Here is a 24811-nt window from a genome sequence, read left to right on the forward strand (position 1 = left end):
TGTGGGCTAGCGGCCGGCCAGGCCGACGGTTGCGATGCCTTTGACCAGGTGCTTTTGGAGTGCAATCACCAGCAGCAGCGTGGGCAGGATGGCAATGACCGAAGCGGCCATGACCAGGTTCCACGAGCTGCCGTGCTCGCCGAAGAAGGTCTGCAGGCCAAGGGAAACGTTGCCGAGCTCGTTGACGTCGTTGACGACAATCAGCGGCCACAGGAAGCTGTTCCAGAACGTGATGAACGTCCACACTGCCAGTACGGCCAGTGAGGGCTTGGCCAGCGGCAGGATGATCCGGCTGAAGGTACGCCATTGGCTGCAGCCGTCCATCCGGGAAGCCTCCACCAGTTCATAGGGGATGTTCACAAAGAACTGGCGCAGCAGAAATGCCCCGAACGCTCCGAATGCCCAGGGCAGGATCAAGGCCTGCCACGTGTTAATCCACCCCAGCTTCTGCATGAGCAGGAACATCGGAATGACCAGGACCTCCTGCGGGATCATCATGGTTGCCAGATAGAGGAGCATGAATCTGTCGCGCCCACGCCATCGCAGGATGCCGAAGCTGTAGGCCGCCAACGCGGACACTGCCACCACGATGACCGTGCCAAGGATCGAGACCACCAGGCCGTTGAAAATGAACCGCAGGAAGGGCGTGTACTCGAAGACTTCCACAAAGTTCTGCCAACGGAACTCAGCCCCGAACAGTGACGGCGGCTGGGCGAAGATCTCGCCGTTGGACTTGAAAGCGGAGAAGAACGTGTAAGCGATCGGGAAGAGGAAGAGCAGGACCACTCCAGCAATCAGCAGCTCGCTTACCAGCTTCAAGGGGCGGAAGCGCGCTTTGACCTTCTTACCGGCCTTATCTGCAGAAACAGCGGACGCAGGCGACATTGTCTGGTCACTGGTCATAGTGGACCCATTTCTTTTGACCCAGCCACTGGATCATTGTGACTACGAGAATCAAGGCGAAGAGGATGATGGCAGGCGCCGCAGCGGCACCAAGTTCGCCACCCTGGAAGGCCGTCTGGTAGACATTCATGACCACTGTCACCGTTGACGTGCCCGGGCCACCAGCCGTGAGCACGAATGGTTCGGAGAACATCTGGAACGCGGAGATCATGGTGACGGTGGAGGCAAAGAAGATGGCCGGTGTCAGCAGCGGAAGCTTGATCTTCAACAGCGTGGTGAGGCCCGACGCACCGTCCAGCATGGAAGCGTCCAGCACGTCCTGCGGCAGTTGGTCAATGGCTGCGGAGAAGATGAGCATGTTGTAGCCGAAGCCCTGCCACAGGATCACCACGACGACGGCGAACATGGCCGTGCTGCTGTCACCCAGCAGGTTGGGCATATTGATGCCGAACAGGGACCGCAGTGTTGAATCCATGATGCCGTCCGGCTGGTAGATCAGCTTCCAGATCACGGCCGTAGCTACGGTCGGTGTGACAACGGGCAAGAAGAACAAGACCCGGTACAACTTGGAGAACCGGCTGGTGGAGACCCAAAAGGCCGTAGCGATGGTCAGGACCAGATTGAGAGGCACCACGATGATGGTGAACAGCAACGTATTTACCAGCGCTGCTGGGAACTGGCTTCCCGGCGCAAACAGGTCTTTGTAGTTGTCCAGCCCGGCGAAGGTGACGTCACCATAGGTAGGCCAGTTGAAGAAGCTCGTAGCAATGGCCAGGAGCGTGGGGATAAGGATGAAGAGCGTCATCCCCACGGCACTGGGGGTCAAAAAGCCCAGTGCCGCGCGGGAATCCGTCTTCTTCTTCCTCTGCGTGCCCACCGCTTCCGGCGCTCGGCGCCGCGGTGGTGAAGCAAGGGTGGCCGTCAAGGTGATGCCTTTCTCGTTGGGCTCAGGGTTCGGAAGAAGCGGCGGGCATTATTTTGCGCCACTCTCCTGAACGTTCTTGAGGGCTTCCTGCGGGGAAGTCTTGTCCGTAAAGGCTTGCTGGAACTGCTGGCCCATGAGCTTGGTGACCTTGTCCCAGTTGTTCGTACTGATGAACGGCACGGCCTTCTCCGAGGAAGCCTTCACCACGGCAGCCACCTGCTCCGAGTAGCCCGGGTTGGCAGGGTCGATGTCCGCCTTCAGACCCTGGATGAATGCATCCGTAGCAGCCAGGCGGGCCGGCTGGTTGCCGGCTTTGGCGGAAGCGGCCTGTGAGGCGGCGCCTGTCAGTACACCAATTGCCTTGGCAGCTGCTTCCTTGTTCTTGCACGTCTTGGAGATGCCGAAACCTGAGTTGGCCGAGAATGTACCTCCACCGTTCGCGCCCTGCGGCAGTGCCACGACCCCCACCTTGAAACCGGTGGCATCGGTGACGTTGCTCTTGATGTTCCAGGTTCCGTCCACAGCCATGGCCGTGTTACCGGCAACAAACTGCTGCTCACCCCATGCGACGTCGGAGGAGCTGGCCGGAACGGAGCTGATTTTCTCGTTAGTCGCCAGGCCGGAGTACCAGCCGAACGCGTCAGTGACTTTTCCGTCCGTCAGCTGCAGCGCGCCGTCGTCGGAAACCGGTCGCGCTCCGTTGAAGGCCAACAGCTGCGAGTACATATGCAGATCCGAGAAAGATTCGCCGAAGGCGGGCTTGCCCATGGAGGCCGAGACCTTCTTGCCTGCGGCGACGAATTCGTCCGTGGTCCAGCCGCTCTTGGGCTCGTCAACGCCGGCAGCCTTGAAAGCGTCCTTGTTGTAGTACATGACCATGGTGTCGAGGCCATAGGGAAGTGCGTACTGCTTGTCCGAAGACTGCAATGCCTTGAGCGCTCCGGGGCTCCACTCATCGGACGTAAAACCTGCAGCTTCCGCCAGGGGGCCGTCCATGGGCTCCATGGCTTTGGCGAAGGCGGGGAGGCGCAAGGACTGCATGCTCACGATGCAGGGAGCAGTACCGCCGGCAAGTTGGGACTGCAGCTTGGTGAAGTAATCGGCGAAGGGCGCGGTGGTCAGGTTCACCTTGATGTTCGGGTACTTCTCCGTGACCTGGGCTGCCAATTCCTTCCAGGTTTTGTTGCCCTCTTCACCCTGGGACCAGAAGGACCAGTCGAGCGTGACGTCCCCGCTGGAGGCGTCGGAGGAACTGGAGGTGCTGGAGGAACCGCACGCTGCGGCACCGAACATGACGGCGGTGCCGGCGACGACTGCTGCTAGCTTCGTTGCTAATTTCATTCTTCGTCCTTCTGAGTTTGTTGGTGGGTGCAAGAGCCCGGTCCTATAATTAATTCGGTACCGAATTAACTACGGTCCGGTTAGACTATGCGGACGCTCAGGCAGGAGTCAAGAGAGAGGTGTTTCACATTTCGAGCACTCGCCCACGTCACCGTCCGACGCCCGCCAGCGAGGTTGTCAGCCGCGCGGAGATCCTCGGATTGCTTGCCGAAAGGGGCCCGCTCAGTCGCGGCGAGATCGCCAAGCAACTTGGCCTAGGAGCGGCAACCGTCACGGCTCAGGTGCGCAATCTGATGGCCGAAGGCATGGTCCGCGACCTCCCGGCCGGGCAAAGCTCTGGAGCCGGGCGCCCCAAGGTGCCTGTCCAACTTGTCCCGGACGCCGCCGTCGTCATCGGCCTGGGAATCACCCCCCGCAGCGTAGCTGTGGCGACCATGCTGCTGGACGGGCAAATCCTCGCATCCAACGTCCTTCCATTCAGCCCCGAATCCGATCCCGTGGGTCAGTTGGCGGCCATGGTGGCCGGGCAGATGCAGGACATGGCACACCCCGGCAGGACCGTGGCAGTGGGCATCTCGGTTTCGGGCGCCGTGGACCAGAACTCCTCCACGGTGATCATCTCCGCCACGCTCAACTGGGAGAACTTCAATCTCGGCCAGCAGCTGCAGAAGGCCCTGGACCTGCCCGTTTTCGTCTCCAACGACCTCTTCGCCCTGGCAACCCGGGAGATCAGCTTCGGTCTGGGCCGCAGGCACGATGACTTCCTGCTTCTGGGCCTGGGACCTGGCGTGGGTATGGGTATCGTCAACCGCAGGTCGGTGTTCTATGGACCCGGCGGGGCCTCCACCGAATTCGGCCACATGTCGGTGGATCCCGAAGGACCGCGTTGCGTCTGCGGAAACCGCGGATGCCTTCAGGTTTACGCGGGGCTGAAGGAGCTGCTCGCCGCCGCGCCGGAGCTGGGCCCGGAGCCGACGCTGGAAGATCTTTCCGCCCGCGCCGGCACTCCAGGCTCGGCCGTGAACTCCTACTTGAACCGGACAGGGCGCATGCTGGGCCGGTCACTCGGCGGTACGGTCAACCTGCTCGGCATATCCACCATCATCATCACCGGCGAGACCACGGCTCTTTGGGAGCATCTCATCGGCGGCTTTGAGCAGGGGCTCCAGGAGACCGTGCTGCGCTTCCACCACCCCTTGAACATCACCGTGCGGGGGTGGACGGAAGCTGAGGGCGCCATTGGAGCGGCTGGGATGGCCTTGCACAACGCCGTGGTGCTGAATCCGGCCGGCTCGGCCTCGTAGCACTGACGACGACGGCGGCCCGGCCTCCCGCGAGGGGCCGCACCGCCGTCGGGGTTGAGTCAGCCGGGCTACTCGATGTGCGCCAGCACCGCGCCGGCCGTGACAACTCCGCCGGGCGCGGAAAGTACCTCCGAGAGCGTGCCTGTGCGGTGGGCCGGGACCTGGGTTTCCATCTTCATGGCCTCCAGGACAACCAGGGGATCCCCGGCGGCCACGGTGGCCCCAGGTTCCACGAGCCACTTCACCACGGTGCCGGACATACTGGAGACAAGGGCGGATTCGGCAGGTGCATCACCGATGACAGAACCCGACAGCCCCGTGACATCCGCCGCTGCCGGAAGACCTTGCCCCGAGCGGGCCCAGCCGTCCAGCAGATCCGCAGGAAGACCCACGGCAAGACGTTTGCCGTCGACATCCACGGTGATGGTGCGTCGTTCGCCGCCGGGGGCCACTGCGCTGTAGTCGGGGTCGACGGGGATCTGGTCCGCGAAGTCGGTCTCGATCCACCGGGTGTGCACGCGTAGCCCGACCACGGAGGTGAAATCGTCAGCCTCGAGAACTGCGCGGTGGAACGGCAAAACCGTGGCCAGGCCGGAGATGTTGAATTCCTTTAAGGCACGGCGTGCACGGCGAAGCGCCTGCTGCCGGTCAGCCCCTGAGACGATCAGTTTGGCCAACAAGGAATCGAATTGCGGCGGAATTGTCGAACCCGAACGCACTCCGGTGTCCACGCGGATCCCGGGACCCGTGGGCACCTCGAAGCCGGAAACGGTACCCGGCGAGGGCAGGAACCCACGGCCGACATCCTCAGCATTGATCCGGAACTCAAAGGAGTGCCCCTGAGCAACGGGGTCCTCGGTGATGCTCAGTGGCAACCCGGCAGCAACGCGGAACTGTTCCTGCACGAGGTCGATCCCTGCGGTCTCCTCGGTGATCGGGTGCTCCACCTGAAGGCGCGTGTTGACCTCGAGGAAAGCTACAGCCCCGTCAGCCGAAACAAGGAACTCGACGGTTCCCGCGCCGTAGTAGCCGGCCTCACGGATGATTGCTTTGGCTCCGTCGTAAATCCGCTGGCGCTGCTCGTCGCTGAGGAACGGCGCCGGAGCTTCCTCAACGAGCTTCTGGTGTCGGCGCTGAAGCGAGCAGTCACGGGTTCCCACCACAATGACGTTGCCGTGCTTGTCAGCGACGATCTGGGCCTCAACATGCCGCGGCCGGTCCAGATATTGCTCTACGAAGCACTCGCCTCGGCCGAAGGCAACTACGGCTTCACGTACTGCGGAGTCAAAGGCTTCTTCGACTTCTGCCAGTTCACGGACCACTTTCAGCCCGCGGCCGCCTCCGCCGAAGGCGGCCTTGATGGCGATCGGGAGTCCGTGCTCCTCGGCGAAAGCGCGTGCTTCTGCGGCAGAGGACACGGTCCCGTCGCTGCCGGCAACCAGGGGCGCCCCGGCACGCACCGCGATTTCCCGGGCGGTGATTTTGTTGCCCAACTGGCGGATTGACTCCGGCGAGGGACCGATCCACTCAAGTCCGGCGTCGAGGACTGCCTGGGCGAAGTCTGCATTCTCGGAGAGGAATCCGTAACCGGGGTGGACGGCGTCCGCGCCGGAACGGGCAGCAACGGCGAGCAGCTTTTCGATATTCAGGTACGTCTCAGCGGGGCTGTTTCCACCCAAGCTGTACGCTTCAGCTGCTGCGCCGACGTGCATGGCATCGGCATCAATGTCGGCGTAGACGGCGACAGAGGAGATGCCGGCGTCGTCACAGGCTCGGGCGACGCGGACAGCGATTTCGCCGCGGTTCGCGATCAGGACCTTGCGCATCAAATACTCACTTCTCTGGGTTCTTGCTGAAGTCTGGGGTTTCGGAGACGAGCCGGAAACGGATCCGGCCGCCGATGGGCACTTGCGCCGCCAGGTCCAGGTGTTCGTCGCGCACGACGCCGATCACTGGATAACCACCTGTGATGGGATGGTCGGCCAGGAAGAGCACGGGCAGTCCTGCCGGCGGGATCTGGAGGGCGCCGGCCATGGTTCCTTCGCTGGGCAACTCGCCCTCGCGGGTGCGCTCGAGCGGAGTGCCGTCCAAGCGCATCCCCACGCGGTTCGACTGCGGGGTGACCAGCCAGTCCTGGCCCGTCAGAGACTCGAGGGCAGTTTGGTCGAACCAGTCGGCGCGCGGGCCCGGAACGACGTCGAGAACGGTAACGCCGTCACCGGGAAAGTCCGGTTGGAGCTCAGGGCTGCCGACGGCGCTTGATTCGGTCGCGTCGCCGGCCGGGAGTTCCTGGCCAACAACCAACGGCGCCGGACCGATGCCGGACATCGTATCCGCCGAACGGCTTCCAAGAACCTCGGGCACATCCACAGCGCCCCGGATTGCCAGATAGTTCCGGAACCCCGCTTCGGGAGCGCCCACAGTAAGGACTTCGCCGTCGAGCAGCGCGAAAGGTGCGGCCACCGGGACGGTCCGTAGAGCACCCGGCTGGACGTCGCCGTCGTCGTCGGATTCAACCCACGACGGCGACTGAACGGTCAGCGTTGTCGGCGCACCGGTCACGGCAAGTACTTGGTCTCCGACAGCTTCCACCGTCAGCCCGCCGTTGACGGACTCAATGGCCGCGGCTGATGAGGCGTTGCCCACCAGGCGGTTGGCCCTGCGCAGCGAAGCCCTGTCCAAGGCGCCCGCGGCGGAAACACCGAGGGGACCGTAGCCACGCCGGCCCAGGTCCTGGATGAGGCTCTGAGCGCCAGGGTTGAGAATCCGAAGACCAGGACCCGTGTGGTGGTCCGAGTCGGTCTTGGATTCGTGGGCCGCGGTACTCACGACCTCGCGGACGGCCCGGTACTGCACGCGGTCTCCGGGCCGAACAAGTGCCGGCTGGGGACGATCCAGGTCCCACATGCGGGCCCCAGTCCTGCCGATCAACTGCCATCCACCGGGTGAGCGTCGCGGGTAGACGGCGGAGTATTGACCGCCGAGGGCCACGGAACCCGCGGGAACCGCCGTCCGGGGGGATGAGCGGCGGGGAACCGTGAGGGCCTCGTTTTCGCCCACCATGTACCCGAATCCTGGCGCGAAGCCAGCGAAGGCAACAGTCCAGATCTGGCCTGTGTGCGCCGCAATGACGCCGTCGATGCTCAGTCCGGTCAGCTCCGCGACATCGGCGAGGTCCTCGCCGTCGTAGACGGTATCGATGACCACGAGCCCGGAGTCGGTAACCTCCGGAACGGTGAGTTCCAGTTCCAGCAGCCGGGCGCCGATGGCACGTGTCGCGGAGGCCGACTCTCCCACAACCATGACCGTTTCCGCCGCAGCCAAAACGTCCACTTGTCCCGGCAACGGGGACTTGTACAGCATGTCTTGCAAGGCAAGCACGTCCTGCAGGCTATCCAATTCGGCCAGGACGGCACGGGTGCCGACAGGCCTGACGGAGCGAACCATTTTTGCGGTGGCTGTGTGCATTGCGGTTTCCATCTTTGACTATGCCGCGGGCTGGGTGTTGGCGGTCTGCAGCAAGCGCTCTTCTTCTTCAGGCTGGGGGTCGCGTCCCAGCAGCATGCCAACGATGGTGATGACGGCTGCAACCAAAATGTAGAGGGCAATCAGGTACCAACCGTGGTTCGCTGCACCGTAGAGCGCGGTGAAGATGATGGGGGCTACTGCTCCACCAATCACACCTGCCAGGGTGTAGGCGAGCGAGCTGCCAGCATAACGGAGCCTCGCCGGGAACTGCTCGGTAATGAAGGCAGCCTGGGGCCCGTACATGAAGGCATGCAATGCCAGGCCAATCACGGTGCCGATGGTGAGCATGAGGACTGACTTGCCCTGGATCATCAGGAAGAACAACGGGATGTAGGCAGCTGTGGCTGCTGCGGCGATGCCGTAGACCCAGCGGCGGTTGAACCGGTCGGTCAGGGCGCCCGCGGCTGGAATGAGTACCAGTTGGAACGCTGAACCGATCAGGATCGCGGACAAGACGTTTCCGGTGGTCATCCCCAGTTCCTTGGTGGCATAAACGGCCACGAACACCGTGAACAGCGCGTAGAGGATGTCGGGGCAAACACGGGAGAGGGCTGCAGCCACCAGAGCCTTGGGCTGCTGGGTGAAGACTTCCTTGATGGGCGCCTTGGGACGGTCTCCTTGGGCCTGGATGGCCTTGAAGACTGGCGTCTCTTCGAGCTTGAGACGAATCACCAGGCCGAAGACCACAAGGAGTGCCGAGGCAAGGAACGCCACCCGCCAACCCCAGGAGAGGAAGGCTTCGTTGCTGAGCGATGCGGCCAGCACGGCAAGCACACCGTTGGCCATGAGGTTACCCGCGGGCGGACCGATCTGGGCGGCAGATGACCAGAAGCCGCGCTTGTTGGGGTCGCCGAATTCGCTGGACAGCAGAACGGCGCCGCCCCATTCGCCACCGACGCCGATGCCCTGGGCAAGCCTCAAGAGCACCAGGATGGTGGGAGCCGCGACGCCAATCACCGAGTAATCCGGCAGTGCACCAATAAGGACCGTGGCCACGCCGATCAGCACCAGGGTGAAAACAAGGACGTATTTGCGGCCGATCTTGTCGCCCAGGCGGCCAAAGATCACGCCACCGATGGGACGGGCCAGGTAGCCGACAGCGAACGCCGAGAAGGAAAGCAGCAGCGCGACGAATTCGTCGTTGCCGGGGAAGAAGATCTTGGGGAATACCAGTGCCGAAGCTACCGAATAGATTGCAAAGTCGTAGTACTCCAGCGACGTACCGGTGAGGCTGGCGATGTAGGCCTTGAGTGCGCCGGGCGGTGGCTTCCTCGTCACTGCCTTTGCTGCGTTGTTAGTGCTGGTCATGATGCCCTCCGGGGGGATGAGGTGTGGTGCGGAGTCCAAGTGGGAGTGGGTTAGAGGAACGAGCCGATGGTTACACCGGCATCGCCCAATGCGGACTTCACTGCGGCAGCCATTGCAACTGCGCCGGGTGAGTCACCGTGGACGCAGATGCTCTCTGCGTTGATTTTGAGGATGGAACCGTCGATTGCTTTGACGGATTGTTCGGTGGCCATCCGCAGGACATGTTCCGCCACTTCGACGGGATCGTGAAGGACGGCCCCGGGCTGGGAGCGCGGGACGAGCGTTCCTTCCGGCGTATAAGCGCGATCTGCGAATGCTTCGGAAATGCCGCGGAGGCCCGCTTCCTCAGCCAGACGCAGGACTTCAGAGCCGGGCAGGCCGAGGATCGGAAGGTTGGGGTCAACCGATTTCACAGCCTCGACCACGGCACGCGCCTGAGCCGTGTGCTTGACGATCGCGTTGTACAGGCCGCCGTGGGGTTTCACGTACTGTACCCGGCCACCGGAGAGAGCTGCCAGAGCCTGCAGCGCGCCGATCTGGTACACCACGTCATCAGCCAACTCCACGGGGTCGATATCCATGAAGCGGCGGCCGAATCCCGCAAGATCGCGGTACCCGACGTGGGCACCAATAACGACGCCGGCCTGGACCGCCTTCGCGCAGGTGCTGCGGATAACGCTGGGGTCGCCGGCGTGGAATCCACAAGCAACGTTGGCACTGGAGACGGATTGGAACATGGCAGCATCGTCGCCAAGTGTCCAGCGTCCGAATGACTCTCCGACGTCGCTGTTCAGGTCGATGGTTGCCATGGTGTGATCCCTGCCTCGTGATGCGCGTTACATCCAGCATGCACCAAATCGCTGGATTGTTCAACAATCCGGCGATCCTTATTTTCGGCGATCGTGTAATTTTGTGGTTATGGCCGGAGCAGATCAGGAATCAAGCGAACATCCCGGCCTGGACGGCGCCCGCGCACGGATGCGGCTCAGGGTTCCTTCCGTGGCCGAACGCGTAGCCGAGGAACTCCGTTACCAACTGGCAGAGGGCTTCCTTGTTCCCGGCGCCAAACTCACCGAGGCCACCATCGCCGAGGATCTTGGCGTCTCCCGTAATACCGTCCGGGAAGCCTTTGCCGAGCTCGCCGCCGAACGCCTGCTGCTCCGCCAGCCAAACAAGGGTGTGTTCGTAGCAACCCTCGAGGCAGGCGACATCCACGATGTCTACACAGTCCGTCGCGCCATCGAGGTCAGTTCCATCCGCGCGGGAGGTTCGCCGGAGCGCATAGCCGCCGTCAGGGCCGCCGTCGACGAAGGAAAACGCGCCGCAGCGGCTGACGACAACGAAGGACTGGGCAGCGCGAACCAGCATTTCCACGGGGCAATCGTGGCTTTGGCAGAGAGCAACCGCCTGAACACGATCATGGCCCAGATCCTGGCTGAGATGAGGCTTTACTTCCACAAAGCCACCGTCAACGCGCACTTTTACAGCGACTGGCTCGCGGAAAATGAGCAGATCTGCGCAGCGCTGGAGGCCGGCGAACTGGAACGCGCCGGCGATCTGCTCCTGGCCTATCTCAACCGATCAGAGCAGCAGCAGGCCGCAATCCACGGCGAGTAGTCAGCGCTTGCCCTTTTTCCGCGAACCGCGGCCGCGTCCTTTGTCCGGATTCGGAGCGTAGCGCTGGGCAACTGCGGGCTTTTTCGCACCCGAACCCCTGCGATCAGGCTTCGGCGTCTTCTTGGGCTTTTCCTGTTGGGCGGAAGGCTGGCGTGAACTCTGCGCTGTCCTCCCACGCACAATCCCAATGAACTCCTCGACCACCGGGCTGTCCGTTCCGATAAGCCAAGCCAAGCCAATCTGCGTACCGGGGGCACCCGTCAAACGGCGCATGACAGTGTCTTTTGCGTTCAGATGCCTGGCGACCGACATGGGCATGATCACCAGTCCGGCGCCGGAAGCAACCACTTGGAGGGCCATGGCCGGGCCACCCATTTCCTCTACGTCAAGGAAGTTCTCCTCGGCCAGGTCCTCCAGCGCCACTTCCTCGAACACGGAAATCTCGTGGCCTTTGGGCGCCACCACTACGGGTTGCTCTTCATACAAAGGGATGACATTAAGGCCGTCCCGGTCCACGGGCAACCGAACAAAGCTGAGGTCCGCGGAACCGTCGCGCAGCACCGAAAGCTGCGAGTCGTCGTCGGACATGAAGGAGTTCAGCGGAACATCCGGCATCCGCTCTTCCCAGCGGCGGATCCACTTTCCGGGAGTCACGCCGGCGACGTACGCAAAGCGAAGCGCGGGGTGGGACTCGGGAGTTTCCGTGGATTCTTCAGCATCTGGCACACACTCACAGTACCGGCCAGATACCCTTGAAGCATGACGTCCTCGAACTCCCAGTCCATGAAGCCGGCAACGGTCGCCAAGAAACTCGGCATCTATCTGCCCGCGACACCCCAGGAGTTCCAGGATTCGTCCATCTCCCGCGAGGAATTCAACGAACTCCAGGCCAACCCGCCGGAATGGCTGGCCGAGCTGCGCCGCAACGGCCCGCACCCGCGCCCGGTCGTGGCGCAGAAACTCAACATCTCCATCAGCGGCTTGGCCCGCGGCGGCGTCGAGGAAGCACTAACGACGGCGGAAATCACCGAACTGCTGCAGACTCCCCCGCAGTGGCTGGTCACCGAACGTGCCACCCACGCCGCTGTCCGCTCGGAAGCGCAGCGTGTGAAGGACGAGGCCCATAAAAAGGCCGCAACGAAGGAAGCCCGGGAGAACGCCGCAGCAAAACGTGATGCTCCCAAGGGAACCAAGCGCGACCGCGCATAAGGCTTGATCCAGCTATGGCCGGGACCCGCGTCCCGGCCATAGCTGTTTAACTAGTCCTGGTGCAGTTGGACGTAGTTGCCGCAACCGTCGTCGAAAACTGCGCTGATGCCCGACGGATCCTCTGCCGGCTCGCCCTTGAACCTCACGCCCGCAGCGAGCAACCGCTCGTATTCGGCCTGGACGTCGGGCACGCCGAGGACCACTGCGGGCATCCCAGCCTCATAGACGGCGTTCATGTAATTCGCGCCGATGGGGTTGTCGCTGGGCTCCAGGAGCAGCCCGGTGGCATTCTCACCGGCGCCGGGATCCTTGATGATGAAGAGGTTGTACTCAGGCATTGCCATCAGGGTCTCGAAGCCCAACGTTTCCGTGTAGAACGCGTGGGCTGCCGCCGGGTCCTTGACGTGGATGCTGCACATTTTCAGTCTCATGGTGCCAAGGCTACGCCCCGGGTACGACAGGAAGACCCCTCGCGTCCACGACGTTGTCGCCGTCCGCGGAGGGGCATACTCTTGAAGTGTGAGTGTCAAGGGTATGTCCTTGAAATCGCACCAAAGAGCGCATCGCGCTGAACAAGGATCCGATTGCCGTCGGGTCTTTTGTTTTTAACGATGCAGCAGTCTCTTGCCTGCTGACATCGAGTCAACCGAGAGTTCACTACCTGATTTGCCGGGGACACAAACCACCCTCGCGTCCACGCATCCCCCGGCGCATACTGAATTCAAAGCAGCGAATTCGCCTGGAGGTGGTCCGATGCCCGCCATGATGCTCCTGTGGGGCGTTGCCTTGGTTCTCGCAACCGCGGCAACAACGTTTGTCCTGCACAGAAAACTCACCTACGGTCGCGGGCCTGAGCCGGACACGGTCTTCTGGGATCTGTTCGCAGGATTAACGGTGATTGCACCCGCCATCCTGCTTCCCAGTGTGCAGTGGCCACCCGCCGGATTGCTGATGGTCGCCCTGGCAGGAACGACGGCGGCAGGAACCTTGGCGGCCGCCCGGAAAGTCGAGCGCGTGCACGCTGCCGAGCCCCGGCGTCGCACTGGTTTTGCCGACGACGCCGCGCGTCACCAAAGCATCCTGGCCCAATGGCAGCGCTACGAACTGGACCCCGCGCAGACCATCGATTTTCCGGCCATGACGGACGTGCGGACACAGGAAACGGCCGCACTGACGCGGGCCATGCGGGAGGCCGAGTACTGCAAGGTGACCGCCGGGACCGACTACAGGGCCGCCGTCGAACGCCTCGCCCAAGCGTTAACCGAAGCGGAGCGTGCAGCGGGCGTCCCCACAGCTGCCGCGACATGACACTTAATGACAATCCCGCCCCGCGACATTGTCATTAATTGCCAACTCGGCGGGAGAAGTTCCTGAAGAACTCGGGCCGCACCCGGTACATCACCAGCATCACGACCACGCCGAGCACGATCACGCCCATTCCCAGGATGAAAACCAAGCCGATGCCGCCCACCGATGACCCCGAACCATAGGCCGGATCCAGGGAATCAACAGCCGTCTTGACGAACATGACCAGCAGGATCACGCCGCCCAGCAGGGGGGCCAGGAACTTGAAGAAGAAGGAGCGGAGACCGCTGAACGCCGAAGCCCGGAAGTACCAAACACAGGCCAACGCGGTGATGCCGTAGTAGAAGCAGATCATCATGCCCAGGGCGGTGATGGTGTCCCAGAGGGCGTTCTCGGAAACCGTCCGGGTGATCACATAGAAGCCCGCGGCGGCAATGGCGGCGGCGATTGTGGCGGTGCTGGGTGACTTAAACGTGGGGCTGATGCGACCGAACTTCGGTGAGATAGCGCGGTAGTGACCCATCGCCAGCAAGGTCCGGGCAGGCGAAACGAACGTCGACTGCAGGGACGCCGCAGAACTGCTCAGAATCGCCAGGGACATGAGAATCGCGAACGGACCCATCACAGGACCCGCCAGCACGGCGAAGATGCTCGACTGGTTCTCCGGGTTTCCCGTACCCAGGCCCGTGTCCCCTACGCCGGCGAAGGACAAGGTTGCCAGCGCAACGGTCATGTAAATGATCACGATCACCAGCACGGTCACGGTTGCTGCACGGCCGGGCGTCTTCTCGGGATTGCGGGTTTCCTCGTTCATGGTCAGCGTCACGTCCCAGCCCCAGTAAATGAAGATCGAGAGGGACACGCCGGCGGTGAAGGTCGTGAAGGAGTCCACCGCAAAGGGGTTGAACCAGTCGGGTGAGATGGCGGTGGCGTCGAAGGCCGTGCCGTTGGCTACGTGCGAAAACGCGGAAACAGCGAACCACCCAAGCACCAGCAACTGGAATGCCACCAGCACGTACTGCACGCCCTTGGTGGTCTCCATGCCGCGGTACGAAATCCAGCAAGCCACCGCAATGAACACCAGTGTTGTGGCGATGTTCAGGGGCAGGATCTTGCTCAGCTCGGCAAGCGACGGATCGCTGAACACCTGCCCGAGCATCAGATAGAAGAAGTCCACGGCAACCGCGGCCAGGTTGGACAACACAATGATCGTCGCCGCGATGAGCCCCCACCCACCCATCCAACCGATCCACGGACCAAAGGCGCGCGTTGCCCACGTAAAGGAGGTTCCGGCGTCGGGCATGGCGTTGTTCAGTTCGCGGTAGCCGAGCGCCACCAGCAGCATCGGGATGAAGCCCACCAGGAAGATCGCGGGAAGGTGGACACCCACCTCGGAAACGGTGGGGCCAAGGGCGGCGGTCAGCGTGTAGGCCGGCGCGATGCAGGAAACGCCGATCACGACGGCGCCGATGAGGCCCACCGATCCGGCTTTCAGGCCCTTCTCACTCAGGGCCGAATCTTTCGACTGGACCGTCTTTGGTGCAGTTGACATGGGTATTGCCTCTCAGGCGACGGCTAGGAGCGCTGTCGCGTGTAGTCGCGGGGAACCACGATCATGGGAACTGGCAGGGCACGCAGGATCCGGTTCGCGGTGGTGCCCAGGAAGGTGGCGCGGTGCTGCGCCAAGCGGCTGGAGCCGATGAGGAGGATTTCGCCGTCTTCCCAGTCGAGTCGGTCCACGGCCTCCTCGATGGTGCGGCCTTGCGCGACGACGATTTCGGGTTCGGTGCCTGCGTCACCCAAGCCGGAACCCCCGACGGCGGCAAGACGGTCGGCGGCATGCACCCAGGCGGCGTCGGCGAGCCCGGGCGAGTTACCGCCGTCGAGCGCCAACAGGGAGACGAGCCGCAGCGGAAGGTGGCGGTCGCGCGCTGACTCAACGGCGACGTCGAGCAGTTCATCCGCACCGGGCCGGGCGCCGAACCCGCAGCTGAGCCGGGTGATGCCTTCCGTCCGGTGGTATCCGTGGGGTGCCAAGGCGACCGGAACCGGAGAGGAGTGCAGCAGGGAACTGGCCACTGAACCGATGGTGAACCGCTTGAACAGGCCGTTGTTGGTGGCACCAATGACCAGCGCGGCCGCGTCGAACTCAACCGCGGCGTCAATGAGTGCCTGCGCTTCGGAGTCCCCGCGGCGGATGTGAGCACGGGCGGTGACGTCTGCCGGAACCAGGGCGAGGCCGTCGCCGAGCCATTTCCGGGCTTGCTCGTTGAGGATCGAGTCGTAGCCGGGCTCGGGTGGGTACACGGCGTTGTACGGCGAGTCCTCCGGGACCACCAGGACCAAGTCCAGGCTGGCGTCCTGGCCGCGGGCCATAGCAATGGCGAGGTGGACGGCGTCGCGACCCCTGGCGTTGGCGGTGTAGCCGACGACGTATCGCATGATTCTCCTTAAACAGTGCTGCCGGCAGTCCGGGGACGGCACTTCCCCCGGACTGCCGGTGACTGGTTTTGTGGCTTAGACCGCTACCGAAGCCAGCTTGTTGGCTTCCACGATGCGTGCGGCGGTCGCCTGGCCCATGCGGACGGCGCCATCGACGTGCTGGTAGCCCTCAGCGGCGAGGTCTGATGAGGACCAGTAGATCGGGCCGACGTTGGCGTGCTGGTCCTTGCCGTAGCGGTGCAGACCGCCGAGGTCATAGCTGGAGGCGTAGGCGCCACGGGTCCATTCCTCGGAGCCCCAGTCGGACTCGTAGTAGACCTCGGGAGTCAGGGCCTTCTCGCCGAGGAAGCCGGCGATGGATTCGAGGATTGCCTGCTTGCGATCCTCGGCGCTGAGCTCGAACACGGCGTCGGCCTTTTCGTCGGATACGAAGCCCACCAGGGTGCCGCGGGTGTCGCCGTGGTTGGTGTTGTCGTAGACCTCCTGGACCAGCGCACCGGCGCCGAAACCCGTGCCGGACAATCCGTCTTCGCGCCAGAACGGCGTCTCATAAACCGCGTGAACCTTGATGACCAGGCCCAAGGACTGGTGCTGGTGCATCTGGTGCTGGCGGCGCGGCAGCGGCGGGTTGAAGGAGACGCGGGAGTACAGGTTCGGCGGGACGGCCATGATCACGTAGCGGGCGTTGACCGTCGCGCCGTCGGAGACGACAGTGACGTTGTTGTCTTCCCAGTTGATGCTGCGTACCGGGCTGTTGAGGACGACGTCGGAACCCAGTTCTGCTGCCTGCAGCAGCGAAACCTGCTGCATGCCGCCGATCACGCGCTTGTCCAGGATGAAGTCCTCATCCGTCAGGTGCGTGAAGGAGCCGGCAGAAGCGGCCATGAGGATGGCCTGCAGGGCCGAGAAGGCGTGGGCGGGCTTGGTGAGCATGCCACCGGCGATGAACAGGCCGATGTTGTTGCAGGCTTCCTCGTCGTTCGAGTTCTGGCGGAGCCAGTGGTGGAAGGAGATGGTATCCAGCTCGCGGGCCTTGGGGTGTGCCCAGGGTTCGGTGGGACCGATCTCCGCGGCGAGCTCATCCAGGATGGCGACGAGCTTGTCCATTTCGGCCTTGGTGGTCTCGTTGACCGGGAACGTGTCGCCGGTGTAGCGGGTGGCCTTGCCGTCTGCGCCGATGTAGACGGATTCGCCATCGCGGTAGCGCGAGTACATTTTGAGACCGAGCTCGTCAAGCAGGTCCATGAGGGCCGTCTGGTCGGGGGAAACCCACTGGCCGCCGATCTCCAGCATGGCGCCGTCGATGGTGTCGGTCCAGGTGCGGCCGCCCACGCGGTCGCGTGCTTCGAGCACTGCGACGCTGAGTCCGGCCTTCTTCAATTCGCGTGCCGCCGTCAACCCTGACGGTCCGGCACCGACGATCACAACGTCGCGATCAAGATTCTGCATGATGTCCTCTCCGTGGCCGTCCGTTGGTGGCTGACCAATAAATGAATGGCATTCATTTATATCCATAGTAGCCGCTGAGTGAGCGACAGGGAAGACCCGGTGGAATAATGCTGGGGACACAGGCAGCAGAAAGGCTCCCGATGCCCGCACCAACCCCAGCCCCCTCCGCGACGTCCCGGCGGCGCGCCGGCCGACCAACAGCGGCGGTCCTGGACCAGGACGGCATTACGACGGCGGCTCTCACCTTGATCAGCAGCAAGGGTTACGACGGACTCACCATGGCAGCGCTGGCCCGCTCCCTGGGGGTTGCCCCGTCCGCCCTGTACAACCACGTCTCCTCCAAGGACGACGTGCTGGTGCTGCTTGAAGACCACCTGGCCGCGATGGTGGACGTGTCGGCATTTGGGGTGGAGCCGTGGGACGTGGCCGTACGGCGCTGGGCATGGTCCTACCGCGATGTCTTCTCCGAGCACACTCCCCTGATCCCCATCATCGCCGTGCTGCCGGTAGCCAATGCCCCCAAGACCCTCGCCATGTACGAGGCCGTGACCGCCGGCTTCCGCGACGCCGGATTCCCCGAGGACCGCATCATTTCAGCGATTGTGGCACTGGAAGCCTTCGTGTTCGGCGCCGCTTACGACGTCACCGCTCCTGAGGACATTTTCGACGCCGGCGACCTCGCCGAGGATGTCCCGAACTTCACCTCCGCCGTGGACCGACTGTCTTTGGCTGGCCACGAGCGCCCGACGGACGCGGCCTTCAGCCTTGGCCTGGAAGCGTTGATCGCAGGTTTTGGAGCGATGCGGGCGTAAGTTGCCTAGGCTGGGTCCATGACTGAACCGCTGGATAAGGGACCCTTTTATCACGGCACGAAAGCTAAAGTCCGGGCGGGCGACATTCTCTCCCCGGGCTATCGCTCGAACTACAAGCCCGACGTCGTCATGAACCATATCTATTTCACTGCCCTGCGCGACGGGGCCGGACTGGCGGCGGAGCTCGCCGTCGAACTGGCGTCCGGCGTCGGTGAGCCGCACGTCTATCTCGTGGAACCCACTGGTCCCTACGAGAACGACCCCAACGTGACGGACAAGAAGTTCCCCGGAAATCCCACGCGCTCCTACCGCAGTACTTTTCCGCTCAGGGTCGTTGAGGAAGTTACCGACTGGACGCGACTTACCCCCGAAGCACTGGAGATGTGGCGGGAGCGGCTTGCCGCTATCCGGGCTGATGAGCGGGCAGAAATCATCAACTAAAGCCGCCTCGGCACTTCATTGCCAAGAAAGTGCAGTATGCTGCACTACATGGGAGACAGTGCAGAGAGCCTGGCGCGCGCCATTGGAGAGCGCGTCAAGCAAGAACGCAAGGGCCGTGACTGGACACTCGACAAGTTGGCCGAACTCGCTGGCGTGAGCCGCAGGATGTTGGTCAACGTAGAGCAAGGCGCCGTGAATCCGAGCATCGGAACCCTCCTTCGGATCAGTGACGCCCTGGGAGTGGGCTTGCCTGCGCTTGTCGAGCCGCCGGCACCCCGGGCAGCGCGGATCACCCGTTCAGGTGAAGGCGCGCTGCTCTGGACCGGCCCCTCAGGTGGCCGCGGCGTGCTGGTCGCGGGCACTGAGTCTCCCGACGTCGTCGAGCTGTGGGACTGGACGCTGGCGCCCGGCGAGCTTCACGAGAGTGAGGCGCACTCAGCCGGCACCCGCGAACTGCTGCAGGTGCAGGAAGGTGCCCTCACCATAGAGATCGAGACAGAGAGCTACGAGCTCAGCGTCGGCGACGCCCTCACTTTCCGGAGCGATGTCCCCCATTCATATGCCAACCCCGGCATATCTCCATCCCGCTTCACTCTGGCGGCGGTCTTTGAACCCGGGGTCGGAGCGGGACACCGGACGGAGGCTCCCAATGCGTAACCGCCTGCCCGGAGCAATTGGTGGACTTCCGCCTTGGTCCATGGCTGTTGCCGCCATGATGGCGGTTCAACTTTCCAACGCCCTGTCGGTTAGCGTGATCGGCCAGATCGGACCGGCAGGTACAGCGTGGATGCGCATGTGCTTTGGAGTCGTGTTTCTGTGGATGGTCAGTCGGCCGGCCATCCGCTCCCTGCGCCGACGCGATCTTCCGGCGTTGATAGCCCTAGGAGTGGTCACGGGTTTCATGACCACGTTCTTCCTTGCCGCCGTCGAGCGTATCCCGCTGGGAACCGCCGTCGCGATCGAATTCCTGGGACCCCTCACGGTAGCCGGCATCATGAGTCACCGCCGAAAGGCGCTGGTATGGCCGCTGTTGGCCTTCATCGGCGTGGTTCTGCTGACTGAACCCTGGCATGGCGCCATCGACCTGGTCGGAGTGGGATTCGCCCTGGCCGCCGGCGTTTGCTGGGGTCTGTATAACGTGCTGACGCAGCATGTGGGCGATCGCTTCTCGGGCATCAGCGGCTTGTCGCTCACCATTCCGGTTGCCGCGTTGGCCACCCTGCCCTTTGGATTGCCGCAGGTACTGGGTGGATCGCTTGAGTGGTGGGTTCTGCCGATGGCCGCAGGGATCGCGCTGATTACTCCGGTGATCGCTTTTGGTTTGGAAATGCTGGCCTTGCGGCGCATGACCCACACCGCTTTTGGAACACTGCTGTCCATTGAGCCTGCTTTTGGCGTGCTGATCGGCCTGCTGGTGCTGGCGCAGTCGCCCACACTGATGCAGCTTGTTGGGGTTGCGCTGGTAGTGGTGGCCGGGACGGCGGCGCAGCAGGACGGGAAGCGTGCGCCCAAGCCGGTGGTGACGACGGATGTGCCGGCGGCGCCTGCTGGCTTGAGGAACGGAGAGGGACGCGTTGGAGGCTAGTTGAGGACGGGTGCTCTGCAAGACGAGCGGCGATCTAATCGGACCGCGATAGTAGGGTTCGGGGCGAACCGGACGAGCAGGCTTGTAGTTGAAGGGAGAGCCGTGATCTCAGCGCTAAACCAACTCGTCGATTTCATCGATGGTCACCTCACCGAGGAGATCAAGATTGATGACTTGGCGGTCAGGCTCGGCATGACGGAGTATCACCTCCGCCGAATGTTCTCATCGCTGGCCGGCATGCCGCTTTCCGAGTACGTCCGCAGGCGCCGAATGACGGTGGCTGCAACGGACGTTCTCGGGACGGGCGACCTGCTGGCTATCGCGGTGCGGTATGGCTACGGCTCCACGGAGGCTTTTAGCCGGGCATTCCGGTCAGTACACGGCGTCGGTCCGAGCGACGTGCGCCGGAACGGCGGCCCCCTTCGCGCACAACCGCAGCTCAGGTTCCGCCTGACCGTAGAAGGGAACACCACAATGGACACTCGCATCGCAGACCGGCCGGCATTCAAACTCATCGGTCGTTCGGCACGTGTCCCGCTTATACACAACGGCCCAAACCCGCACATCCAGGCACACATCGCCTCACTGCCAACAACAGAGCACGCCCGACTCAAAGAATTCAGCAACACCGACCCCGGGGGCCTGCTCCAGGTGAGCGCCGACGTAGACCCGGACTATACGGAGGGCAGCGAGCTGACCTATCTTCATGGGGTCGCCGTCACCGAAACGACACCCGTGCCCCGGGAGCTCGACGCGATCGAGGTTCCCGCCGGCACCTGGGCGGTGTTCCACGCCGAAGGGGCTTACCCGGAGGTTCTTCAGTCCACATGGGCCTCCACTGCCACCGATTGGTTCCCCTCCAATCCGTGGCGGCTCCGTCCAGGCCCAGCGATTGTGGCAGTCCTCGACCGTGCGGAGGACTTCAGCACAGCGAGCTGCGAACTGTGGCTCCCTGTGGAACGCGGCTAAAGGATCAGCCCGCCGACAGGCCAATGGCCATACCGGCGGGCTCCTCCGGAAACATCACCTCTTGTAGGACAAGTAATCAACTTGTATCCTAAGTAAAACAACTTAGGAGACCCCGTGAGCACCGTCGACCTCATCCGGCACGTCAAACTGTCCACCGCGAGATTGCCCCTCGCCGTACCCATCAGCGACGCCAAAGTTTTTACCGGACGCCAGAAGCCGATGACCGAGGTCGTTTTCCTGTTCGCCGAGATCACCACCGAACAGGGCCACAGCGGCGTGGGTTTCAGCTACTCCAAACGCGCCGGCGGACCCGCCCAGTATGCCCACGCCAAGGAGGTCGCGGAGGGCATCATCGGCGAGGACCCCAACGACATCGGCAAGATCTACACCAAGCTCCTGTGGGCCGGCGCCTCCGTCGGAAGGTCAGGCGTGGCAACACAGGCGCTGGCCGCCGTCGACATCGCCCTCTATGACCTCAAAGCCAAACGCGCAGGCCTCCCCTTGGCCAAACTCCTGGGCTCCTACCGCGACTCCGTCCAGACCTACAACACCTCCGGCGGCTTCCTCAACGCCACCTTGGAGCAGGTCAAAGCACGTGCCACGCAGTCCATCGAGGAGGGCATCGGCGGGATCAAAATCAAGGTTGGCCTGCCCGATTCCAAGGAAGACCTTCGCCGCGTGGCCGGGATCCGGGAGCACATCGGCTGGGACGTGCCGCTTATGGTGGACGCCAACCAGCAGTGGGACCGTGCCACCGCCCTGCGCATGGGCCGCCAGTTGGAAGAGTTCAACCTCATCTGGATCGAAGAACCACTGGATGCGTACGACTTCGAAGGCCACGCACACCTCGCGCAGATCCTGGACACCCCCATCGCCACGGGCGAGATGCTGGCCTCCGTCGCCGAACACAAGGGCCTCATCAACGCCAACAGCTGCGACATCATCCAGCCTGATGCCCCGCGCGTCGGCGGCATCACCCAGTTCCTGCGCCTCGCTGCCCTGGCAGATGAGAGAGGCCTTGGCCTTGCGCCCCACTTCGCCATGGAAATCCACCTGCACCTGGCGGCTGCCTATCCACGTGAACCTTGGGTGGAGCACTTCGACTGGTTGGACCCGCTCTTTGAGGAACGTTTGGAAACCAAGAATGGCCGCATGATCGTCCCGGACCGTCCCGGACTTGGCGTCACCTTGAGCGATCAGGCCCGTGCGTGGACCACCGAATCCGTGGAGTTCGGCGCGTAATCTGGAACCCATGAGCCGAAACCTGACCGCGGATCTCGCCGCCGACCTCCGCAACCGCATCGTCGACGGCGTCATCCAGCCAGGTGAAAAGCTCCCCAGCGAAAACACCCTCATCAGCGAGTTCGGGGTGAGCAGGACCGTCGTCCGCTCCGCCCTGACCAGGTTGCAGGCCGAGGGCCTTGTGGAAACCGAACGCGGACGGGGCAGCTTCGCGTTGACTCCCCCCGCCGAAGGCCCGACACAAGCGCCGGGAACACGGCCGGTGTCCAGCATGGAAGAACGGCTTCAGATGCTGGACTTCCGAATCGGCGTCGAAACCGAGGCGGCGGCCCTTGCGGCCAAGAACCACAGCGAGCTGCAACTGAAAGCAGTCCACGGCGCCTTGGAGCAGTTCACCGCAAACGTCGCCCATCCTGCGCATGCCATGAAGGCGGATTTCGAATTCCACCGCGCCGTCGCCGCCGCCTCCGGCAATCCCTTTTATACGGACTGCATTACCGCCCTCGGCCAAACCATGATTGCCATGCCACGCCCGCGTCTCGTCGCTGAGGAGAACCAGGAAAGCCGCGATCGCTTCGACCACGTGATCCACGAGCACTCCTCCATCTACGCGGCAATCGCGGAGCGCGATCCCGTGGCTGCCGCGGCCGCCATGCGCCTCCACCTCAGCAACTCTCGACGCCGACTCACGGGTTCCGCGCGCCATTGACCTCCCGGCGGCAGGCCCAACTGTCACATGACGTTTTACGTGTTCCCGCCAGGAAACATTTCGTCCTTTAGCGACGCCATTTAACGGAATGGGAATCCCCACGTCGTCCCATTGAGAACTATTGATTGAAGTTTCACGAAACTGGCATCCGAATTCCGAGGACCGGTAATTTTTGATGACCCAGTCATTTTATGGACCGGGATATCCATCAAAGCCTTTGGGTGCTTCGTTGCAGGGACTCCTGTCTTGTCATGCACCCGGACAGAAAGCACCCCGGCATGACAACTCAGCAGACCGAAGCATCAACCATCCACGCCTACCTTGGGCAGCTGCCAAACAGCATCGAGGTCATCGAACCCGGCACGCAGACCATCCGTTACAGCCACGACGCCGCCACCGCCAAAACTGTGCCCGCAGCCCAAACAGAAGGGCCCGCCGTCGTTCTTCCTGCGTCAGCGGCCGATGTCCAGGAGGCAGTAAGGCTCGCCGCGGAACTCGGCGTTACGGTAGTCCCCCGCGGTGCGGGCAGCGGCCTGTCGGGTGGGGCAACTGCCAGGGTAAATCAGGTGGTCATCTCCACGGAAAAGCTCAATCGAATTATCGAAGTTTCACCGCTGGACGAAGTCGCCGTTGTTGAACCAGGCATCATCAATGCCGAACTCAACAAATACCTCGAGCCCTACGGCCTCTTTTACGCACCGGATCCCGCAAGTTTCGACATTTCCTCAATCGGCGGAAATATCGCCACCAACGCCGGCGGGCTGCGGTGCGCCAAGTACGGGGTGACCCGTGAATCGATCCTGTCCCTCGACGTCGTACTCGCCGACGGCAGCCTCATCACCGTAGGGCACCGTTCCATCAAGGGCGTCACCGGCCTGGACCTCACCTCGCTGTTTGTCGGTTCCGAGGGCATCCTCGGCATCGTCGTGAGCGCGACCGTGAGGCTCCGCCCCATCCCCGTCGCACGCAAAACCGTCAGCGCCTTCTTCGACACCACGGCCCAGGGAACGGAAGGCCTCGCAGCCATCACGCTCTCGCCCGTACGCCCGGCCGCCATCGAGTTTTTCGACACCCCGAGCCTGCACAATATCGACGCCCACTCCGGTACTGCGCTCCGTGAGCGCGGCGGCGCGCTGATCCTGATCGAACTCGACGGCTTCGGCATCGGCGACCAAGCTGCCGCACTGGCGACGGCGCTCACTGCTGCCGGCGGTCGGGTCACCGTGGAAGCCGACGACGACGGCGTGCGGCTTTGGGAACTGCGGCGCAGCGGCCGAGGCCTCCCGCAGGACAAGTGGTACATCGGCGAGGACATCGCCGTACCGAAATCCCAACTCGGCAAGGTCTACGCCGCTTTCCCCGCGCTGGAAGCGCGCTTCGGCGTCGATATTTCCGCTGTGTCGCACGCCGGCGACGGGAACCTTCATCCGCTCATCACCTTGGACAAGACGCCCGACGACGGCCCCAACCCACCTGCGGCCCTGCAGGAAGCAGCCACTGAACTCGTGAAAGTTGCGCTCTCCCTCGGCGGAACCGTCACCGGTGAACACGGCGTGGGCTCCATCAAGAAGGAGTGGGCCGCCCTGGAACTTTCCCAGCGCAGCCGCGAACTCCAGCACGCCATCAAAGCAGCGATCGACCCCCAGCAGCTGCTGAATCCCGGCAAGGCCATCTAGCCAAGCAGTAAAACCCGGCCACCCCAACGGCCACACCCAACGCATC

General features: G+C 63.2%; 24 protein-coding genes. 12 read left to right on the plus strand and 12 right to left on the minus strand.

What is annotated here, in order from left to right; genetic code table 11:
- Positions 1-6: 6 nt before the first annotated feature.
- From ACFVSI_RS03595 to ACFVSI_RS03605, 3 genes are read right to left on the minus strand one after another with little or no spacing between them, the layout of a single operon-like run.
- On the minus strand, positions 7-903 hold the full coding sequence (locus ACFVSI_RS03595) for a carbohydrate ABC transporter permease (RefSeq protein WP_387819891.1): 897 nt from the start codon (positions 901-903) through the stop codon (positions 7-9).
- Positions 893-1828 carry a carbohydrate ABC transporter permease gene (locus ACFVSI_RS03600; RefSeq protein ID WP_387819893.1) on the minus strand — a complete coding sequence of 312 codons (936 nt, stop codon included), beginning with the start codon at positions 1826-1828 and terminating at the stop codon, positions 893-895. Before ACFVSI_RS03600 ends, ACFVSI_RS03595 begins: the two co-directional genes overlap by 11 nt.
- Before the next feature lie 48 nt (positions 1829-1876).
- Entirely contained in the window at positions 1877-3169 is a 1293-nt protein-coding gene (locus tag ACFVSI_RS03605; RefSeq protein ID WP_387819894.1) for an ABC transporter substrate-binding protein, read from the minus strand.
- A 119-nt stretch (positions 3170-3288) separates the two neighbouring features.
- Here ACFVSI_RS03605 and ACFVSI_RS03610 point away from each other — a divergent pair, with 119 nt between their 5' ends.
- Positions 3289-4473, plus strand: a complete 1185-nt coding sequence (locus ACFVSI_RS03610; RefSeq protein ID WP_387819896.1) for an ROK family protein — start codon at positions 3289-3291, stop codon at positions 4471-4473.
- Positions 4474-4541: 68 nt separating this feature from the next.
- Here the strand turns inward: ACFVSI_RS03610 and ACFVSI_RS03615 are convergent, their stop codons facing one another.
- The 4 genes from ACFVSI_RS03615 to ACFVSI_RS03630 are packed head-to-tail and all read right to left on the minus strand — an operon-like array spanning position 4542 to position 10118.
- Positions 4542-6299, minus strand: coding sequence for an acetyl/propionyl/methylcrotonyl-CoA carboxylase subunit alpha (locus tag ACFVSI_RS03615; RefSeq protein WP_387819897.1), 1758 nt, complete (start codon positions 6297-6299; stop codon positions 4542-4544).
- 7 nt (positions 6300-6306) lie between these two features.
- Positions 6307-7953, minus strand: a complete 1647-nt coding sequence (locus tag ACFVSI_RS03620) for a 5-oxoprolinase/urea amidolyase family protein (RefSeq protein ID WP_387819899.1) — start codon at positions 7951-7953, stop codon at positions 6307-6309.
- A 6-nt stretch (positions 7954-7959) separates the two neighbouring features.
- Complete coding sequence (locus tag ACFVSI_RS03625; protein WP_387819901.1) at positions 7960-9309, minus strand: MFS transporter; 1350 nt, start codon at positions 9307-9309, stop codon at positions 7960-7962.
- Between the two features lie 50 nt (positions 9310-9359).
- Positions 9360-10118 (minus strand): LamB/YcsF family protein, encoded by a 759-nt coding sequence (locus ACFVSI_RS03630; RefSeq protein WP_387819902.1) that lies wholly within the window; start codon positions 10116-10118, stop codon positions 9360-9362.
- Between the two features lie 109 nt (positions 10119-10227).
- Between ACFVSI_RS03630 and ACFVSI_RS03635 the strand changes: the two genes are divergently transcribed.
- Positions 10228-10926 carry a GntR family transcriptional regulator gene (locus ACFVSI_RS03635; RefSeq protein ID WP_144660141.1) on the plus strand — a complete coding sequence of 233 codons (699 nt, stop codon included), beginning with the start codon at positions 10228-10230 and terminating at the stop codon, positions 10924-10926.
- Here the strand turns inward: ACFVSI_RS03635 and ACFVSI_RS03640 are convergent, their stop codons facing one another.
- A complete protein-coding gene (locus tag ACFVSI_RS03640; RefSeq protein WP_387819903.1) occupies positions 10927-11652 on the minus strand; it encodes a LysR family transcriptional regulator substrate-binding protein in 726 nt (241 codons plus the stop codon).
- Positions 11653-11685: 33 nt separating this feature from the next.
- Here ACFVSI_RS03640 and ACFVSI_RS03645 point away from each other — a divergent pair, with 33 nt between their 5' ends.
- On the plus strand, positions 11686-12135 hold the full coding sequence (locus ACFVSI_RS03645) for a DUF5997 family protein (RefSeq protein ID WP_387819905.1): 450 nt from the start codon (positions 11686-11688) through the stop codon (positions 12133-12135).
- 50 nt (positions 12136-12185) lie between these two features.
- Here the strand turns inward: ACFVSI_RS03645 and ACFVSI_RS03650 are convergent, their stop codons facing one another.
- Positions 12186-12566 (minus strand): VOC family protein, encoded by a 381-nt coding sequence (locus ACFVSI_RS03650; protein ID WP_387819906.1) that lies wholly within the window; start codon positions 12564-12566, stop codon positions 12186-12188.
- Positions 12567-12888: 322 nt separating this feature from the next.
- Here ACFVSI_RS03650 and ACFVSI_RS03655 point away from each other — a divergent pair, with 322 nt between their 5' ends.
- The gene (locus ACFVSI_RS03655) at positions 12889-13443 is read left to right on the plus strand and encodes a hypothetical protein (protein ID WP_387819907.1); all 555 of its coding nucleotides are present in this window, start codon (positions 12889-12891) and stop codon (positions 13441-13443) included.
- A 34-nt stretch (positions 13444-13477) separates the two neighbouring features.
- Here ACFVSI_RS03655 and ACFVSI_RS03660 read toward each other — a convergent pair whose 3' ends face one another.
- The 3 genes from ACFVSI_RS03660 to ACFVSI_RS03670 form a co-directional block, all read right to left on the minus strand.
- Entirely contained in the window at positions 13478-14992 is a 1515-nt protein-coding gene (locus ACFVSI_RS03660) for an APC family permease (RefSeq protein WP_387819909.1), read from the minus strand.
- Between the two features lie 23 nt (positions 14993-15015).
- The gene (locus tag ACFVSI_RS03665; protein WP_387819911.1) at positions 15016-15882 is read right to left on the minus strand and encodes a universal stress protein; all 867 of its coding nucleotides are present in this window, start codon (positions 15880-15882) and stop codon (positions 15016-15018) included.
- A gap of 75 nt (positions 15883-15957) precedes the next feature.
- Complete coding sequence (locus ACFVSI_RS03670) at positions 15958-17331, minus strand: flavin monoamine oxidase family protein (protein WP_387819912.1); 1374 nt, start codon at positions 17329-17331, stop codon at positions 15958-15960.
- A 107-nt stretch (positions 17332-17438) separates the two neighbouring features.
- Here ACFVSI_RS03670 and ACFVSI_RS03675 point away from each other — a divergent pair, with 107 nt between their 5' ends.
- From ACFVSI_RS03675 to ACFVSI_RS03710, 8 genes are all read left to right on the plus strand, one after another.
- Complete coding sequence (locus ACFVSI_RS03675) at positions 17439-18143, plus strand: TetR/AcrR family transcriptional regulator (RefSeq protein WP_387819913.1); 705 nt, start codon at positions 17439-17441, stop codon at positions 18141-18143.
- Positions 18144-18161: 18 nt separating this feature from the next.
- Positions 18162-18584: an NAD(+)--rifampin ADP-ribosyltransferase gene (gene arr, locus ACFVSI_RS03680; protein ID WP_387819915.1), complete on the plus strand. Its 423-nt coding sequence runs from the start codon at positions 18162-18164 to the stop codon at positions 18582-18584.
- 48 nt (positions 18585-18632) lie between these two features.
- Positions 18633-19241, plus strand: a complete 609-nt coding sequence (locus ACFVSI_RS03685; RefSeq protein ID WP_387819916.1) for a helix-turn-helix domain-containing protein — start codon at positions 18633-18635, stop codon at positions 19239-19241.
- Positions 19234-20169, plus strand: coding sequence for a DMT family transporter (locus ACFVSI_RS03690; protein WP_387819917.1), 936 nt, complete (start codon positions 19234-19236; stop codon positions 20167-20169). The genes ACFVSI_RS03685 and ACFVSI_RS03690 overlap by 8 nt, the downstream gene beginning before the upstream one ends.
- 102 nt (positions 20170-20271) lie before the next feature.
- On the plus strand, positions 20272-21138 hold the full coding sequence (locus tag ACFVSI_RS03695; RefSeq protein ID WP_387819919.1) for a GyrI-like domain-containing protein: 867 nt from the start codon (positions 20272-20274) through the stop codon (positions 21136-21138).
- Between the two features lie 114 nt (positions 21139-21252).
- A complete protein-coding gene (locus ACFVSI_RS03700) occupies positions 21253-22380 on the plus strand; it encodes a mandelate racemase/muconate lactonizing enzyme family protein (RefSeq protein ID WP_387819921.1) in 1128 nt (375 codons plus the stop codon).
- Positions 22381-22390: 10 nt separating this feature from the next.
- Positions 22391-23089 carry a FadR/GntR family transcriptional regulator gene (locus tag ACFVSI_RS03705; RefSeq protein ID WP_387819923.1) on the plus strand — a complete coding sequence of 233 codons (699 nt, stop codon included), beginning with the start codon at positions 22391-22393 and terminating at the stop codon, positions 23087-23089.
- A gap of 278 nt (positions 23090-23367) precedes the next feature.
- Entirely contained in the window at positions 23368-24765 is a 1398-nt protein-coding gene (locus tag ACFVSI_RS03710; protein ID WP_387819925.1) for an FAD-binding oxidoreductase, read from the plus strand.
- Positions 24766-24811 lie beyond the last annotated feature (46 nt).

The sequence above is a fragment of the Paenarthrobacter sp. NPDC057981 genome, from assembly GCF_042886835.1.
GTDB lineage: Bacteria > Actinomycetota > Actinomycetes > Actinomycetales > Micrococcaceae > Arthrobacter.